Here is a 17,189-nt window from a genome sequence, read left to right on the forward strand (position 1 = left end):
CCACAGGAGGCGCAGTGGGATTCACCAGGATGGGCAGCCGGCTAGCCGTCGTGCTGCTGGCGGCCGCGGCCGCGCTCGCACCGGCCACCGCCGGTCAGGCGCACGCCACCGCCGACCCGGTCAGCATCTACCCGCCGATCCAGGGCGCGTCCACCTGGGACCGGTTCGGGCAGTCCGGCCCGGCCGGCCACCACCGCGTCTTCGCGAACTGGGGCTACACCAACGACTGGGCGGTCGACATCTACCGCGCCCCCGGCGCGACCGTGGTCTCCCCGTTCGGNGGTGCGCGACCGGCAACCTGGCCGACGGTGGATACCGCATCGGCCTGGAGGCCCGCGACGACAGCACGGGCGCCGTCATCGCGCGCGCCGACGTCATGCACGTCAACAACAAGCCGTCCGGCATCGTGGTCGGCGCCTCGGTGGGACCGTGGACCAAGCTGGGCGAGACCGGCCGGTTCCGCTGGTCGACCTGCTACCAGGTCAACGGCGACAGCGGCGCGCACATCCACCTTGAGGTGATCAACCAGCACCGCTACTCGTGCTACATCAGGCGGTCGGCGAACACGGCGATGACCGACCTGACCGTGATCGGGCGGGCCGGCGTGCACTACTCCGGCGCACCCCAGGCCTGCTGACGACCGAACCCCGCGCCGCCCCGCGCCCGCCTCGGGCAGGNCGGTACGCCGACGTGGCGTCATCGAGGCAAACCGGATGCCGCCACCTCCCCGAGCCGGCGTAGCGTCCGCACGCGACCCCGGTCGCGAGGCCCGAGACGTCAGCGCACCAGCGGAACACCCTCCGGGCCCGGCCGCATTCACGGCGTTCCCCCCGTCCGCCCGCTCGGCGAGCTGGCGCGAGCACGGCTGGTCCGGCGACCGCCCAGCCCCGCGCGGCGCATGGCACCGCTGCAGCCCTCCGAGACCCCACCACCCGCGCCCCCACCACCCGCGCCCCGCTCCGGGTGCGTCTGTTGTCGCCATGGCAACAACGAACGCACCCGAAACCCCTCCCGCCACGCCGATCTTGCAGTTTCGGCCTCACCGGCATCCCTTTCGGGCGCTTTGCCGGGGCCGCCGACGAGACCACGCCGGCAGCCGCACAGCGTCCGAACCTGGACGCCCTGGCCGGCTGCGGCCTGAACTCAGGCGTAAGGAAGGGCACCTTGTTATCGCCTGGCGTCAACAAGGTGCCCTTCCTTACCGCTGGCGCTACCGGGGGCGGGCAGCAGGCGGGATGGAGTGCGGACCCCGGTTCCTCAAGGCTGGAAGCCGTACCCGTTCCCGTCCCCCGAGGAGTCCCCGATGACCCGCCGCACCTTCCCGATGGCCGCCGGCGCCGTGGCCGTGCTGACCGCGACCGCCCTGGGCGTTCCCGCCGCGTCCGCCGCACCCACCGGGGCCGGCCGGCCCGACGCCGTCCAGCAACGCCTCGACCGCCTCGTCTCCGAGCAGCACTTCCCGGGGGCGCTGGCGTCGGTGCGGGGCGCCGACGGGCGGGTGCGCGACCGCACCGCCGGCGTCGGCGACCTACGCACCGGCCGCGAGGTCCCGACGAACGGCACGGTCCGCATCGGCAGCAACACCAAGACCTTCACCGCCGTGGTCGTCCTTCAACTCGTCGGCGAGGGCCGCATCGACCTGGACGCCACCGTCGAGCGCTACCTGCCGGGGATGGTGCGCGGCCACGGCAACGACGGGCGGCGGATCACGGTACGCCAGTTGCTGCAGCAGACCAGCGGCCTGCCCGACTACGACGACGTGCTGTTCACCGAGGAGCAGGACCTGGTGGACCGCGCCCACGACTACCTCGAACCGCGTCGGCTGGTGGACGCCGCGCTCACCCGGGCGCGGCGTTTCGCCCCCGGCACGAAGTGGGAGTACAGCAACACCAACTACGTCCTGGCCGGCCTGATCGTCGAGCGGGTCACCCAACGGCCGGTCGGCGAGGAGATCACCCGCCGGATCATCGAGCCGCTGCGGCTGCGCGACACCTACTGGCCGGGGGTCGGGGACCAGCGTCTCGCCGGCCGGCACCCCCGGGGGTACGTGGCGGTCGCCCCGGGTGCGCCGTGGATCGACGTGACCGAGATGGACCCGTCGTTCGGCTGGTCGGCGGGTCAACTCGTCTCGACCCCGGGTGACCTGCGGGCGTTCTTCGAGGCGCTGCTGGCGGGCCGGCTGCTCAAGCCGGCGCAGCAGGCGGCGATGACGCGTACGGTCGCCGCGCCCGGGTTCGAGCCCGGCGGAGTCTGGGCGTACGGCCTGGGCATCGCCCGACACGAGCTGCCCTGCGGCGGCCACGCCTGGGGGCACGGCGGCGACATCCAGGGTTTCGAGACCCGCAACCTGGCCACCACGGACGGACGCAGCGCGGTGGTCGCGGTGACCGGGCTCCCGACGTCGCTGGAGATGGTGGAGGCGGTCTCGGAGAGCGTCGACGAGGCGATCTGCGCGACGCCCCGCTGACCGGGACCCGGTACGGCTCCCCGGTGCGTCGCCTCAGCTCGGGCGGCGCGCCGCGGTGTCGTGGAGGTAGCGCAGCACGGCCGTGACCCGGCGGTCGGCGCGGTCGTCCGGCGGGAGCTGGAGTTTCGCGAAGATGCTGCGGATGTGCTTGTGCACCGCGCCCTCGGTGACGAACAGCCGCTCGGCGATCATGGTGTTGCCGAGCCCCTCGGCCATCAGCGCCAGCACTTCGTGCTCGCGTGGGGACAGCTCGGCCAGCGCGGTGTCCGGGCGGCGGTTGCGGGCGAGCAGTTGCCCGACCACCTCCGGGTCGATCACGCTGCCGCCGGACGCGACCCGGTGCAGGGCGGCGAGGAACTCCTCGACCCGCCCGACGCGTTCCTTGAGCAGGTACCCCAGACCGGTGGCGCCGACCGAGAACAACTCGGTGGCGAACGCCTGCTCGACGTACGCGGAGAGGACCAGCACCGCGAGGCCCGGCTGCCGGCGGCGGGCCTCGACCGCGGCGACGATCCCCTCGTCGGTGTGGGTCGGCGGCATCCGCACGTCGACGATCGCCACGTCGGGTCCGTGGGCGTCCACCGCGTCCAGGAACGCGTCCGGGGTGCCCGCGGTGGCGACCACGTCCAGGTCCTCGGCGCGCAGCAGCAGCGCCAGCCCCTCCCGCAGCAGCGCGTCGTCCTCGGCGATCACGATCCGCATGGCAGCTCCACGTGCATCCTCGTCGGCCCGCCGGGCGGGCTGGTCAGGGTCATCCGTCCGTCGTACGCCTCGACCCGCCGGCGGATGCCGGTGAGGCCGGAGCCGCGCGTTTCGTCCGCGTCGCCGTGCCCGTCGTCGGTGACGGTCACGAGCAGCCGGTCCCGTTCGCGGCGCACCACGACGTCGGCCGTGCTCGCGCCGCTGTGCCGGACCACGTTGGTCAGCGCCTCGGCCACCACGAAGTAGGCGGTGGCCTCGACCGCGGCCGCGCAGCGCACGGACACGTCCACGGTGAGCCGGCACGGGACTGTGGACCCGCCGGCCAGGCCGGCCAGCGCTCCGGCGAGGCCCCGGTCGTCCAGCACCGGCGGCAGGATCCCCCGCACCACCGTACGGAGTTCGCCGAGCGCCTGCTCGGCGGCGTTCTGCGCCTGTTCGAGGATGTCGTCGGCCCGGCTCGGGTCCCGGCGCAGGGCCCGGCGCGCGGCGCCGAGCAGCACGTTCACCGCGACCAGCCGGTTCTGGGTGCCGTCGTGCAGCGACCGTTCGATCCGGCGCAGCTCGACCGCGTGCGCGTCCAGCGCGGCGGCCCGGGTGGCGGTGAGTTCGGCGACCCGCAACGACAGGTCGACCCCGGGTGGCGGCGCCAGCAGCCACCGGCCCGGACCGGCCTGGGCGCGGGCGAGCAGCGGGCCCAACCCGAGCACCGCCGCCAGCCAGCCCACCCCGACCAGCCCGACCGCGAGTGCGTCGGGCAGCCCGTCGATCCGCCACCAGACGATTCCGGGTGCGCCGTCCTCGGGTCGCAGCAGCCGGAACCACAGCGGGAAGGTGAGGTCCTGCACGGCGTAGAGCGGGAGCGCGAGGCCCAGCAGCCCGGTGCCGAAGCCCAGCACCGCGTGCAGCGGCAGCCAGCCGAGTTCCCGCCGTACCACCGGGTCGCGCAGGGCCGTGCGCAGGCCGGCCGGCACCGGCCCGGGCTCGGGGAGCGTACCGCCCCAGCGGCTCAGCCGGGCGCGCTCACGGTCGGCCACCGCGCGCACCGCGCGCAGCGCGCCGGGCGCCAGCAGCAACCCCACCCCGGCGAGGCAGGCGGCGGTGACGGCGAGCGCCCAGATCAGCGCGCCCAGTGCCAGCAGTGCGGTGCCCAGGCCGCCGACGAGGTGTTCCAACGCGTCCACCGAGGCGCGGACCCGCCCGCGCACGTATCCCATCGGCCCACCCCCGGCGCCACCATAGGTCACGACCGGTGTGCACCGGCAACGCCGGCCGGGGAAAGTACAGCCTGCTGTACCCCCGGTCGTCGCGCTGGCGGGATCGTCCCCGGCGGCCCGCCCGGCCTAGCGTCGTCAGCGTTGCGACGAACCGAGTGGAGGCAACCGTGAACGACCCTCATCGCACCGCCGGGAGCACCCCGGACCGCCGGCTGCGCCCCCTGCTGTGGCTGGTGCTCTTCGGCAGCGCGGCGGCCAACGTGGTGCTGTCGAACGTGCTGGGCAACCTCTGGGCGGGGGCCGCGTTCGGTCTGCTGGCGCTGCTCTGCGGGGTGGCCCTGACCGTGGACCACTACCGCAACCGGTGAGCCGCCGTCAGGCGTCCCGGTGGCGCGCGACGGCGTCGATCAGGCCGGCCAGGAGCGCCACCCGTGGCACCACCGAGTCCAGGTCGAGCCACTCCCCCGGGCTGTGGTCCGCGCCGCCGACCGGGCCGAGCCCGTCGAGCACGGTCGCGCCGGCCTCGGCCAGCAGGTTCGCGTCGGCGCAGCCGCCGGTCGCGGTGTGCGAGACCGGTACGCCGAGTCCGGCGCCCACCTTCGCCGCCAGCTCGGCCAACCGTCGTCCGGCCGGGCCGGGTTCCCAGGGCGGCGTGGGCGCGTGCACGGTCAGCTCGGCGTGCACACCGGGGACGAACGGCTCGGCGACCAGGCGGCGGACCTCGGCGAGTGCGGACTCGTACTCGCCGGTGCGCCAGGCACGCAGGTCCACCAGCATCCGGGCCCGGTCGGCGACCACGTTGGGGCGGCCGCCCGCCTCCAGCGCCCCGACGTTCAGCGTCACCCCGGGCCAGCGTCCGTTGAGCTGGTCCAGCGCCACGGTCAGCCGGGCGGCGGCGAGCAGCGCGTTGACGCCGCGTTCCGGCTCGATGCCGGCGTGCGCGGCCCGGCCGCGCAACGTCACCGCGAGGTCCGCCACACCCTTGCGGGCGGAGACCAGGTCGCCGTTGTCGCGGGCGCACTCCAGGCAGAGCGCCACGTCGGCCTCGGCCCCGAGGGTACGCAGCAACGGCCGGCTGCCCACCGAGCCGGTCTCCTCATCCGGCGTGCAGACCAGCACCAGATCGCCGTACCGGTGCCGGTCCAGCGCGGCGAGCACCTCGACGGCGGCCAGTCCGGCGAGCACACCGCCCTTGTCGTCGCTGACCCCGGGCCCGTACGCCCGACCGTCCCGGACCCGGAACGGCCGGGCGGCGGCCGTGCCGGGCGGGAACACGGTGTCCAGGTGACCGGCGAGCAGGATCCGGCGGGTGCCGCCGCCCCGGCGGCGGGCGATCAGCACGTCCCCGAGCGGCCGGCCGGCCGGGTCGGCGACCGGCGCCCGTTCCACCGCCAGCCCGGCCGCGAGGCACCAGCCCTGCACCAGGTCGGCGACCTCCCGCAGTCCGTCCACCTGACCGGAGCCGGAGTCGACGGCGACCAGCCGGGCGAGCCGGTCGTGGTACGCGGACAGCCGGTCGCCGGCGGCGGTGAGCAGCGGGTCCNCGAGGAACGCGACCTGGTCGGCGACCTCGCGGGCGAAGCCCATCTCGTGGGTCACCACCACCATGGTCATGCCGTCGGCGGCGAGGCCCTTCATCACGTCCAGCACCTCGCCGACGAGTTCCGGGTCGAGCGCGGAGGTCGGCTCGTCGAAGAGCATCAGCTTCGGGCGCATGGCGAGCGCCCGGGCGATCGCGACGCGCTGCTGCTGGCCGCCGGAGAGCTGGCTCGGGTAGTTGTGCGCGCGGTCGGCCAGTCCGACCCGCTCCAGCAGCCGCATCGCCTCCTCGCGGGCCTGCCCGCGCGACGTGCGCAGCACCCGCACCGGCGCCTCGGTGACGTTGCCGAGCGCGGTCAGGTGCGGGAACAGGTTGAACCGTTGGAACACCATGCCGATGTCGCGGCGGCGCACGGCCACCTCGCGGGCCTTCAGCTCGTGCAGCTTGTCGCCGTGGCGGCGGTAGCCGACCAGCTCGTCGTCGACCCAGAGCTGGCCGCCGTCGATGCGCTCCAGGTGGTTGACGCAGCGCAGGAACGTGGACTTCCCGGAGCCGGACGGGCCGAGCAGGCAGGCCACCTCACCGGGGGCCACGGTCAGGTCGATGCCCTTGAGCACCTCGACCGGGCCGAACCGCTTGGTCACACCCTCGGCTCGGACCATCGCCGTCATCGCACGCCTCCCCGGGCGAAGCCGCGGCCGAACCGGCGCTCGACCAGCCACTGACCGGCGGAGAGGAGGCTGACCAGGGCGAGGTACCAGATCGCCGCCACCATCAGCAGCGGGATCACCTTGTAGTTGTTCTGGTAGACGGTCTGCACGGCGGTCATCAGGTCCCGGCCGGCGATGATCGACACCAGCGCCGTCGACTTGAGCATGGTGATGGTCTCGTTGCCCATCGGCGGGATGATCACGCGCATGGCCTGGGGCAGCACCACCCGGCGCAGGGTGAGCGTGGGGCTCATGCCGAGCGCGGCGGCGGCCTCGGTCTGACCGTCGTCGACGGCCAGGATGCCGCCGCGGATCACCTCGGCGGCGTACGCCATCTCGTTGAGCGAGAGCGCGAGCACCGCGGCGACCGTGCCGGTGACCACCACGCTGGTGGGACGGTCGAACAGGACGGTGTCGGTGAACGGCACGGTCAGCGTGATCCGGGGGAAGAGCGCGCCGAGGAACCCGAAGAAGATGATCTGCACCAGCAGCGGGGTGCCCCGGAAGATCCAGATGAACGTCCAGGAGACGCCGCGCAGCACCGGGTTGTCCGACAGCCGCAGCACGGCGAGCAGGATGCCGCCCGCGGTGCCGAGCAGCATGGCGAGCAGGGTGAGCCAGAGCGTGGTGACCACGCCGTCGAGCACGTAGTCCTGGAACAGGTAGTGGGCGACCGTGCCGGGTTCGAGGTTGGGGCTGCTCAGCAGCGCCCGCAGGAAGAGCGCGGCCAGCCCGGCCACGACCAGCGCGGTCAGCCAGCGGCCGTAGTGGCGGACGGGGACGACCCGTACCGCCGGGGGTTCGGTGGTGGTCATGGTGGGGGTGCCTCCGGCAGGGGTGCGGCGGTCGCCGGGCGCCTCCGGGCCCGCCCTCACGGATGTGGAGGGCGCCCGGCGACCGCGGATCGGGGGGCGGTGGTCCGCCGGGTCAGTCGATGGCCTGGTCGACGGTGGCCTTCTCGACCGCGATCGGGGTCTGCTTCCAGCGGGTGAGGATCTTGCCGTAGGTGCCGTCGTCGATCAGCGACTGCACGGCCGCCCGGTACGCCTCGGCCAGCTCCTTGTTCGCCTTGAGGAACCCGAAGCCGTTCGGGCTGGCCAGCCAGCCGTTGGGCGAGGACGGGTCGTCGACCAGCTCGGCCCTGCCGGCGAGCGAGCCGGCGGTGTCCACCAGGTTGACCCTCGTGGCGGCGACGACCTGCACGTTGCCGGCGATCAACGCCTGCACCGCCTGCGGGTTCTCCGGGTACTCCTTGACCTGAAGCGGCCGGCCGGCGCAGCTCTGCTTGGCGTACGTGGCGAGGTTCTTCGCCTGGTTGCTGGCCTTCTGCACGGCGACCGTGCGGCCGCAGAGGTCGGCCACGGTCTGCACGCCGAGCGGGTTGCCGGCGGCGACCAGGAACCCGGTGCCGGAGGCGGAGTAGTCGACGAACGTGGCGACCTGCTGGCGTTCCTTCTTGTCGGTGATGCCGCCGGCGATGGCGTCGTACTTCGCGGCCTGGAGGCCGGGCACCAGGCCGTCGAACGGTTGCTGGGTGAAGGTGGCCTGGAGGCCGAGCCGGGCCGAGGCGGCCTGGAACAGGTCGTGGTCGAGCCCGACGAACTCGTCGGTGCGGCCCTCCACCTTGAAGTCGATGAACGGCTGGTAGGGGGCGTTGGTGGCGACCGTGACGGTGCCGCGACCGCGCACGTCGGCGGGGACCTTCCCGGCGAGGGCCTTGTCGGTCTCGACCGCGCCGACGCCGTCGATGGTGACCGAGACGGGTTTGATCTCGTCGGTGGAGCCACCGGCCGAGGAGGTGCCGCAGGCGGCGGTGGCGGCGAGCAGCGCCGTGGTCGCGCCGACCAGGGCGAGGGTACGGATGCGCATGGGGAGTCCTTCCGGGGGCCGGAACAGCCAGCCCCCGGACTGTAACTCACGTTACGATCTCGGTGGGGTTACAGTTTTTTGTAACGGACGTTTCAGTGCCCGCCGAACGCCTGCTGCGCACCCTCCATCGCCTTGAGCCGGGTGCCGGCAGCCGGGCCGAGCTGGTCGATCAGGGCCGCGACCAGCGTCTCCACCAGCGCCAGCATGGGCACGAAGCTGTCGTACGGCGACGGCGAGTCGACCCGGCTGGGCAGCACCACCTCGGCCAGCCCGGCCACCGGCGAGAGCCAGCGGTCGGTGAACAGCACCACCCGGGCTCCCCGGGCGGTCACCTCCCGGGCCAGCGCCAGGGTCGGCTCCTCGTAGCGGCGGAAGTCGAAGAGCACGACGAGATCCCGCTTGCCCACGTCGACCAGCAGGTCGGCGCGCTCCACCGGCCCGGGCGGCAGCAGCCGGCTGTTTCCGCGCACCTGCATCAGGTGCAGCACCAGATAGTTGGCGAACAACGCGGAGAACCGACCGCCGGCCGCGGTCACCCGGAACTGCTGGTCGGCGAGGAGGCGCACGGCGGCGTCCAGCTCCCCCTGCGGCAGGTCGGCCAGCGTGCCGGCGACCGCCTCGGGGAGCGTGACCGCGGCCCGGGGCAGCGCGCCCTCCGGCGGGGTTCCGCCCCGCTCGGTCGCCCGGTACGCGGTCAGCGGCGAGGTTTCCCGCTCGGCCAGCTCGTCGCGCAGCGCCCGCTGGAACTCCGGGTAGCCGCCGAAGCCGAGCCGGGACAGCAGGCGCAGCACCGTCGGGGCGCTCACCTCGGCGCGCTCGGCCAGCGACGCGACCGTGCCCAGGCCGGCGGAGGGATAGGCGGCGAGCAGGGCGCGGGCCACCCGCCGCTCGGCCGGGCTGCACGCGCCCAGTCGACTGCGGATCAGCGCCGCGACCCCCACGGCGTGCGGTTCGTGGTCGGGATCGGCGTTCGACACGAGCCGAGCGTAGCGGCCGATCGCGTCGCGCCCCCGCGACGGCGGTGCCGTGGACGGGGTATGAGCGCCCCGGCCACGGAACCGGCGGTCAGGACTTCGCGACGGTGCAGGCGTAGTCGGCTGTGCCGGAGCCGGCGTACGCCTCCAGGTCGAGGTGGTAGGTGGCCGAGCCGGACGCGGTGCGGGTCAGGGTGATCGACTCGTCCGCACCGGCCCCGTTGTTCACCGACCGGGTCAGCGTGCTCCCGGTCGCGCTGAGCAGGTAGAGGTCGGCGTCGTACGCCGTCGGCACCGCGCAGTTCACGGTCAGCGTCTGTCCGGCGCCGAGCGTGAGCGAGAAGTAGTCCCGGTCCGAGGTGCTCTTCATGTCCCCGGTGACGATGACCGGAAAGGTCGACCCGGAGATGTCGTTGGCGGCGCTCCGAGAGTCGTTCGGCTCCACCTCGGCGTAGGACGAGCCGCCGGAGGGCGGCGGGGTGGACGAGCAGTCGGTGACCGGGGTGCCGCTGTAGAGGCTGGCGTCGGGCACGCCGGCGCGCACGCTCCTGAGGTAGTAGCCGCAGGTCGGCCGGTTGGCGAAGTCGTAGCTCTGGCCGTCGGCGAGCTTCCAGATCTTGACGTTGGTGTAGGTCAGCGGTTGCCCGGACGCGGCCACCTCGGGCTGGTGGTCGCCGAGCACGACGTACGCGCTCGGGCCGCTCAGCGTGGCCCGACCCGCACGGTCGATGAAGAGCGAGGCGCCCTCCTCCACCCCGACGCCCCACGCCTTGCCGCCGGTGACCAGCCCGTCCTTGACCGCCCGCGCCACGAACGCGATGGTCCGGCCCATCCGGTCGCGGGTGACGAAGTGCGAGTCGTTGATGGTGCCGGCGTAGTTCGGCCAGCGGAACATGCCCGTGGTGAACGTCAACGACCGGTCGTACGGGTTCCCCAGCGCGGTCGCCGAGGTGGTGCTCGCGGTGCAGGCGTCGTAGACCACGTCGCTGTTGACGTGGTGCCCGGCGCTGCCGCCGCCGACCCCGCCGCCCTTGGCCACCACCGACTCCACCGACGCCTCCAACGCGGTGCCCTTCCAGGCCACGTAGCGGCACTGGTCACCACCGGCGAAGTAGACGAACTCGGCGTTACGGACGTCGGTGTTGACCTGGCTGTCGTTGCCGTCCGCGGTGGTGGTGAGGGTGAGCGTGGTGCAGGAGTTGACGCCGGTCAGCGGGCTGATCACGTCGCACTCCGGGGTGCCGGTGCCGGAGGCGGCGACGACCACCACGTCGATCGCGCCGGTGCCGCCACGGATCGCGTTCACCGCCTTCGTCATGGTGGCGGTGACGATGCCGCCGGAGCCGTTCATCGTGTACGCCGGCCCGGACCAGCTCGACCGGGCGGCGTCGGTGGCGCTGCCCTGGCGTACCCGGGTGACCTGGGCGTGCGCGGCGGGGACGCCGAGCGGGGCGACGGTGAGCAGCGCGGCGGCGGCCGCGGTCACGACGAGTCGGCGGGGATTGCGGGAAGGGAACATGGGCACCTCCGAGGGGCCACGAAGCGATGAAACAGAAGTTACATCTATTGAAGTCACTGCTCAATACGTAATCTCTGTTACATCTTCGTGACGGCGGCGTCGGGCTTGGACCCGACGCCGCCGCGCCCCGTCAGACCGGGCGGATACCGATCACCACGTCGGTGAACGTGATCGCCGTCGTACCCCGGTACGCGGCGAACCCGGTGCCCCGGCTCAGCCGCGCCGACCACATCGGGTCCTTCTCGTACGACGTGCCGCCGACCGTCACGCACCCGGTGCGGGCGGCGAGCCCCGACTCCACGAGCCCGACCATCGCGTAGTCGTAGAAGACGTCCTCGGACGACACCGCCGCGCACGGTCCGGTAGCCGGGCGGACGCGCGGCTTGCCGGCGGCCGGCACGACCGTCCAGCGGGGCGCGACGTACGCGTCCCCGGCGGTGAGTCGGCTCCACCGCACGCCCTCGATCCCCCAGACGCCGGCACGGTCGGTGACCCGGGCCCGGCGCAGGTCCAGCACGCCGACACCGCGCTGCCCGAGCACCCGTAGCGACTGGCGACGGCCCCCGACGCCGGTCACCACCAGCGCGGTGTTCTCGTCCAGGCCGAACACCCGGGTGCGCCCGGTGTCCGAGGCGAGCCGGATCGCACGCGCCTCCCGCCCCCGACGGGAGAAGTGCGTGTCGACCAGCCCGGCGGTGAAGAACCCGAACCCGCCGCGTGGCAGGTAGCCGAGCACGTCCGGGTCCTCGAAGTAGCCCGGCTTCGCGCCGTCGCGCAGCCCCGGCTCGGTGGACCCACCGGTGACCATGTCCCGGCCGGCCATGATCTGCGCCCCGGCGCTGGTGCCGGCGACCACGGCCCCACCACGCAGCTTGCGGCGTAACGCGGCGAGCGCCGCGCTGTCCCGCTGCGCCGCGCCGCGGGTCATCGTGGTGACGTAGCGGTACTGGTCGCCGCCGCCGAGGAAGAACCCGGTCATGGAATCGATCTGTCGGACCACCGCCGGATCGTCGGCGGCACCTGGATGGTCCAGGTCGATCGGGATCCACCGGGCGTCGGCCACCCCGTAGGACCGGAACAGCTCGACGTAGTAGTCGCCGTTGCAGACGCTGTTGTTGCAGTCGGGCGTGCCGGCGTCCGGGTCCTCGGCCGGCACCGGGGCACCGGCGGTGAGAATGCCGATCCGGGCCTTTCCGGGGCCGCCGGCGAGGCGGACGATCTCGTCGTAGATCTCCCGGTTGTCGTCGGCGAGCGCGCCGCCGACCAGCACCAGGCTGCCGCCGTCGCGATGGCGCGACCCGGTGGCCGAGGCCGGGGCGGCGGAGACGGGCACCGCGAGCGCGACCGCCGTACAGGCGCTGATCCCCAGGATCAGCAGGCGGTTCAGGGGCATGGTTGCTCCTCACAGGACCGTGAGGGCGGGCCGCGCCCAGAGAGTACGGCAACCCCGTCATGCCCACAACCAAATCCCGCGTCCCGCCTGCCTGAGAGCGCTAACATCGCACCGCCCCGAGGATGTTGACAGTCGCCTATGTAAACGCCACGCTAAGGACGATTGTTAACGTTAACGAAGATGTCATGGCGGACCGGGGTCCGCCCGACCGCCACCTCCACCCCGTCCCCGTCTCGGAGGCCCCAATGTCCGCTCCCCTGGTGAACCGCCGGATGCTCCTGCGCGCGACCGGCGCGACCGCCGTCGCGGCGGCGGCCGGCGCCGCCGTCGGTTCCCTCACCGGCGGCGGTACGGCCGGCGCCGCCCTGGCCCCGGCCCGACCGGACATCGGCGTCTCCGCCTACGCGTTCGACCCCGGCCAGGTACGGCTGACCGCGAGCCGTTGGCTGGACAATCAGAACCGCACGCTGTCCTACCTGCGCTTCGTCGACGTCAACCGGCTGCTCTACAACTTCCGCGCCAACCACCGGCTCTCCACCGGCGGGGCCGCCGCGAACGGCGGCTGGGACGCGCCGACGTTCCCGTTCCGCACCCACATGCAGGGCCACTTCCTCAGCGCCTGGGCGCAGGCCTGGGCGGTCACCGGCGACACCACCTGCCGGGACAAGGCGGTCACCATGGTCGCCGAGCTGGCGAAGTGCCAGGCCAACAACGGCGCGGCCGGGTTCAACACCGGCTACCTGTCCGGCTTCGGCGAGTCCGACTTCACCGCGCTGGAGGCCCGGACGCTGAGCAACGGCAACGTGCCCTACTACTGCATCCACAAGACGCTCGCCGGCCTGCTCGACGTGTGGCGCATCATCGGCAGCACCCAGGCCCGCGACGTGCTGCTCGCGCTCGCCGGCTGGGTCGACTGGCGCACCGGTCGGCTCACCTCGGCCCAGATGCAGGCCATGCTCGGCACCGAGTTCGGCGGCATGAACGCGGTGCTGACCGACATCTACCAGCAGACCGGCGACGCCCGATGGCTGACCGCCGCGCAGCGCTTCGACCACGCCGCCGTGTTCAACCCGCTCGCGTCCAACTCCGACCAGCTCAACGGCCTGCACGCCAACACACAGGTGCCCAAGTGGATCGGCGCGGCCCGGGAGTACAAGGCCACCGGCACCACCCGCTACCGCGACATCGCCACCAACGCCTGGAACATCACGGTCGGCGCCCACACGTACGCCATCGGCGGCAACAGCCAGGCCGAGCACTTCCGCGCCCCGAACGCCATCGCCGGCTACCTGCGTAACGACACCTGCGAGGCGTGCAACACCTACAACATGCTCAAGCTGACCCGGGAGCTGTGGCAGCTCGACCCGGACCGCGTCGCGTACGTCGACTTCTACGAGCGGGCGCTGCTCAACCACATGATCGGCCAGCAGAACCCGGCCGACAGCCACGGCCACGTCACCTACTTCACCCCGCTGAACCCGGGCGGGCGACGCGGTGTCGGCCCGGCGTGGGGCGGCGGCACCTGGAGCACCGACTACAACTCCTTCTGGTGCTGCCAGGGCACCGGGCTGGAGACCAACACCACGCTGGCCGACGGCATCTACTTCCACAACGGCACCACGCTGACCGTGAACCTGTTCCTGCCCTCGGTGCTCACCTGGAGCCAGCGCGGCATCACGGTCACCCAGACCACCTCGTACCCGGTCGGTGACACCACGACGCTGACCGTGACCGGCTCGGTGAGCGGGTCGTGGACGATGCGGATCCGGATCCCGTCCTGGGCCAATGGTGCGCAGGTCAGCGTCAACGGCACGGCCCAGAACATCGCCACCGCGCCGGGCAGCTACGCCGCGCTGACCCGCGACTGGACCGCCGGGGACGTGGTCACGGTCCGCCTGCCGATGCGGGTGACCACGGTGGCCGCCAACGACGACGCGGCGGTCCAGGCGGTCATGTACGGGCCGGTGGTGCTCTCCGGCAACTACGGCAACACCACGCTGAGCGCGCTGCCCACGCTGAACGTCGCCTCGGTCACCCGGACCGGAAGCAGCTCGCTGGCGTTCACCGCCACCGCGAACGGCGCCACCGTCAACCTCGGGCCCTTCTACGACGCGCACGGGTTCAACTACACGGTCTACTGGCGGGCCGGCACGGGCGGCGGCGGTGGCGAGGCGAGCTTCCGGCTGGCCAACGCGGCCAGCGGGCTCGTGCTCGGCGTCCAGAACATGTCCACCGCCGACGGCGGGCTGGCCCTCCAGTGGGGCGACACCGGCACCGCCGACCACGACTGGCAGCTCGTCGTCGACGGCTCGGCGATCCGGCTGCGCAACGTCAACAGCGGCAAGGTGCTCGGCGTGGAGAACATGTCCACCGCCGACAACGCGCGGATCCTCCAGTGGGCGGACAACGGCACCGCCGACCACCAGTGGACCGTCGTCGATGTCGGCGACGGCAGCCACAAGCTGCGCAACGTCAACAGCGGCAAGCTGCTCGGCATCTCCGGCGGCTCCACCGCGCAGGGTGCGCAGGCGGTGCAGGACCCGGACAACGGCAGCCTCGACAACCAGTGGCGGTTCCTGCCCAACGGCGCGCGCCGGCTCCAGAACCTCGGCAGCGGGCTCGTCCTCGGCGTACAGAACATGTCCACCGTCGACGGCGGGCTCGTCATCCAGTGGGGCGACTCCGGCACCGCCGACCACCTCTGGACCGCGCTCGTGGACACCGGCGGCTACCTGCGGCTGCGGAACTCGAACAGCGGCAAGGTGCTCGGCGTCGAGGGCGGCTCCGCGGCCGCCGGCGCCCGGATCGTCCAGTGGGCCGACAGCGGCACCGCCGACCACCGCTGGCGGCTGCGCCACGCCGGCAACGGCTACTTCCGGATCCAGTGCGCCAACGGCGGCCGCGTCCTCGGCCTCGACGGCGGTGCCACCGGCCAGGGCACGCAGGCCGTCCTCGGCGACGACACCGGTGCCGCACACCAGCGCTGGCGCTTCCTCTGAGAACCGGGGTACGCCCGCACGCCCGGGTCGCGGTGTACCCCTCGCGACGCCGTCGTCGCCGGGCCGGGCGACCCGGCGACGACGGCTCAACCCTCCGGTGCGGCCCGACTGCCCCCGTCAGCGTGCCGCCGCGCCGCGGCCCGCCTGTCATCGAGCGCCTCAGGATGGTGGGCGCCAGGGCTGCGCGGCGAGGGCTCGGGTCGGCCCGGGGCGGCGGGCCGATTCTCGGGCGTGTCGCCGCGAGGAGGGCAGTGGCCTCAAGCGCGACATGACTGCAAGTCATAATTATGACCAGCAGGTATGTCGCTCTCACCTCTTGCCCTTTCCCGGACCGTTACGCAGCGTGGCGAACGGCTGGCGAGCGAGCACAAGTCCTTGGTAAGGGGTGACCCCCTCCGGGTCCGAGTCCGGGTCCGTGCCCAGCGGCAAGACCGACGCGCGGCGATTCGGCACCGCCTCGGCGGTTCCTACGCAAAGCGCCAGCGCCAGCGGCGGCAGCGACTCAGCGCTGGGGTGGCGGGCCGACGCTGCCCCTCGGGATCAGCGTCGGTGCGAGGGTCTGCCGCAACGGCCCGACGCTGCCCGACTCGATCTGGGCCAGCAGCAGACCCAGGCTCGCCCGGGCCACCGCCGCGAAGTCCGGCCGCACCGTGGTCAGCGGCGGGATGAAGAATGCCGCCTCGGGCACGTCGTCGAAGCCGACCACGCTGAGGTCGTCCGGCACCCGACGGCCGTGCTCGTACAGGGCGCGCAGCACACCGAGCGCCAGATGGTCGTTGGCGGTGAAGACGGCGGTGACCTCCGGCATCCGGGCCAGCATCTGCCCGCACCGGTAGCCCGCGGCGGCGGACCAGTCCGCCGGGACCAGCGGCGGCACCTCGGCGCCGGCCAGCCGCAGCGCCTCGCGCCAACCCTCGATCCGGCCGGCGCTGTCGAACCAGTCCGACGGGCCGGAGACGTGCCACACGGTGCGGTGCCCGGCGGCGAGGAGGTGCTCGGTGGCGGCTCGGGCGCCGGCGACCTGGTCGACCGTGACCAGCGGGATCGGTCGGCGGGGGTCGCCGTCGACGGTCACCAGTGGCACGTCCTGGGGCAGCCGTTCGAGGGCTTCGCCGGCCGACTCGACCGGCGCGATCACCACGATGCCGGCCACCCGGTGCGCCAGGTGACGTTCCACGGCCGCCGAGATGGAGCGGTGGTCGAGGTCGCTGACGCTGGCCACGCTGACCGCGAACCCGGCCTCGGCGGCGGTCTGTTCCAGCGCGGCCAGCAGGGAGGCCGGGCCGTAGAGCGTGGTGTTCTGCGCGACCACGCCGATCACCTGGGAGCGGCCGGTGACCAGCGCGCGGGCGGCGCGGTTGGGCCGGTAGCCGAGTTCGGTGATGGCCGCCTGGACCCGCAGCCGGGTCTGCTCACGCACGTTGGGATGCCCGTTCAGGACCCGGGACACCGTCTGGTGGGAGACACCGGCGAGGCGAGCCACATCCGTCATCGCAGGACCGCGCACGGCCACCTCACTTTCGCACTGACCGCATGGCCGAAGCGGGTCGACGTCGACCGGGCCGGCCACGGGTGGCGACAGTCTACGCCAGTTGTCCCGCCGGTCACGGCGCGGTCGATCCACCTTTCGGGGCGCGGCCCGGGAAATGTCGGAGAATTGACGCCGGAACCATTCCTTAACCGAGGTCGGAGAGCCCGAAGCCGCAGCTCCGAACGGCTCCGAACGATTTCGAACGGTTTCGAACGACTCCGCGACAGTCGGGCGGGGCATCTCCGAAAATTTTCGGAGATGCCCCNTCAGC

Annotated in this window: 13 protein-coding genes and 1 pseudogene; 4 read left to right on the forward strand and 10 right to left on the reverse strand. The window is 73.0% G+C overall.

The window, feature by feature from the left end; all coding sequences use genetic code 11:
- The first annotated feature begins 376 nt into the window (after positions 1-376).
- Entirely contained in the window at positions 377-637 is a 261-nt protein-coding gene (locus B1205_RS30275) for a hypothetical protein (RefSeq protein WP_217809785.1), read from the forward strand.
- Between the two features lie 666 nt (positions 638-1,303).
- Positions 1,304-2,467 carry a serine hydrolase domain-containing protein gene (locus B1205_RS13195; RefSeq protein WP_089155902.1) on the forward strand — a complete coding sequence of 388 codons (1,164 nt, stop codon included), beginning with the start codon at positions 1,304-1,306 and terminating at the stop codon, positions 2,465-2,467.
- A gap of 33 nt (positions 2,468-2,500) precedes the next feature.
- Here the strand turns inward: B1205_RS13195 and B1205_RS13200 are convergent, their stop codons facing one another.
- Both B1205_RS13200 and B1205_RS13205 read right to left on the reverse strand, forming a co-directional pair.
- Positions 2,501-3,169 carry a response regulator transcription factor gene (locus tag B1205_RS13200; protein ID WP_089155903.1) on the reverse strand — a complete coding sequence of 223 codons (669 nt, stop codon included), beginning with the start codon at positions 3,167-3,169 and terminating at the stop codon, positions 2,501-2,503.
- Positions 3,157-4,383, reverse strand: coding sequence for a sensor histidine kinase (locus B1205_RS13205; protein ID WP_089155904.1), 1,227 nt, complete (start codon positions 4,381-4,383; stop codon positions 3,157-3,159). The genes B1205_RS13200 and B1205_RS13205 overlap by 13 nt, the downstream gene beginning before the upstream one ends.
- 167 nt (positions 4,384-4,550) lie before the next feature.
- Here B1205_RS13205 and B1205_RS13210 point away from each other — a divergent pair, with 167 nt between their 5' ends.
- Complete coding sequence (locus tag B1205_RS13210; RefSeq protein ID WP_254909907.1) at positions 4,551-4,751, forward strand: hypothetical protein; 201 nt, start codon at positions 4,551-4,553, stop codon at positions 4,749-4,751.
- A gap of 7 nt (positions 4,752-4,758) precedes the next feature.
- On the opposite strand, the gene B1205_RS31380 is transcribed toward B1205_RS13210, so the two are convergent.
- From B1205_RS31380 to B1205_RS13240, 7 genes and pseudogenes are all read right to left on the reverse strand, one after another.
- On the reverse strand, positions 4,759-5,835 hold the full coding sequence (locus B1205_RS31380; RefSeq protein WP_254909914.1) for a M20 family metallopeptidase: 1,077 nt from the start codon (positions 5,833-5,835) through the stop codon (positions 4,759-4,761).
- A 66-nt stretch (positions 5,836-5,901) separates the two neighbouring features.
- Positions 5,902-6,594 (reverse strand): annotated as a pseudogene (locus tag B1205_RS31385) (amino acid ABC transporter ATP-binding protein); the annotation flags it as partial.
- On the reverse strand, positions 6,591-7,448 hold the full coding sequence (locus tag B1205_RS13220) for an amino acid ABC transporter permease (RefSeq protein WP_089155907.1): 858 nt from the start codon (positions 7,446-7,448) through the stop codon (positions 6,591-6,593). The gene B1205_RS13220 and the pseudogene B1205_RS31385, both read right to left, overlap by 4 nt.
- Before the next feature lie 112 nt (positions 7,449-7,560).
- A complete protein-coding gene (locus B1205_RS13225) occupies positions 7,561-8,502 on the reverse strand; it encodes a transporter substrate-binding domain-containing protein (protein WP_089155908.1) in 942 nt (313 codons plus the stop codon).
- Between the two features lie 92 nt (positions 8,503-8,594).
- Positions 8,595-9,479: a MurR/RpiR family transcriptional regulator gene (locus B1205_RS13230; protein ID WP_176308573.1), complete on the reverse strand. Its 885-nt coding sequence runs from the start codon at positions 9,477-9,479 to the stop codon at positions 8,595-8,597.
- Positions 9,480-9,567: 88 nt separating this feature from the next.
- A complete protein-coding gene (locus B1205_RS13235) occupies positions 9,568-10,995 on the reverse strand; it encodes a hypothetical protein (protein ID WP_089155909.1) in 1,428 nt (475 codons plus the stop codon).
- A gap of 130 nt (positions 10,996-11,125) precedes the next feature.
- On the reverse strand, positions 11,126-12,388 hold the full coding sequence (locus B1205_RS13240) for a cyanophycinase (RefSeq protein WP_089155910.1): 1,263 nt from the start codon (positions 12,386-12,388) through the stop codon (positions 11,126-11,128).
- Positions 12,389-12,633: 245 nt separating this feature from the next.
- Here B1205_RS13240 and B1205_RS13245 point away from each other — a divergent pair, with 245 nt between their 5' ends.
- Positions 12,634-15,387: a beta-L-arabinofuranosidase domain-containing protein gene (locus B1205_RS13245; RefSeq protein ID WP_089155911.1), complete on the forward strand. Its 2,754-nt coding sequence runs from the start codon at positions 12,634-12,636 to the stop codon at positions 15,385-15,387.
- A gap of 502 nt (positions 15,388-15,889) precedes the next feature.
- Here the strand turns inward: B1205_RS13245 and B1205_RS13250 are convergent.
- Positions 15,890-16,879 (reverse strand): LacI family DNA-binding transcriptional regulator, encoded by a 990-nt coding sequence (locus B1205_RS13250; protein ID WP_176308574.1) that lies wholly within the window; start codon positions 16,877-16,879, stop codon positions 15,890-15,892.
- Positions 16,880-17,189: the final 310 nt, after the last annotated feature.

The organism is Micromonospora sp. NBS 11-29 (genome assembly GCF_002140155.1).
In the GTDB taxonomy this organism is placed as follows: Bacteria; Actinomycetota; Actinomycetes; order Mycobacteriales; family Micromonosporaceae; genus Micromonospora.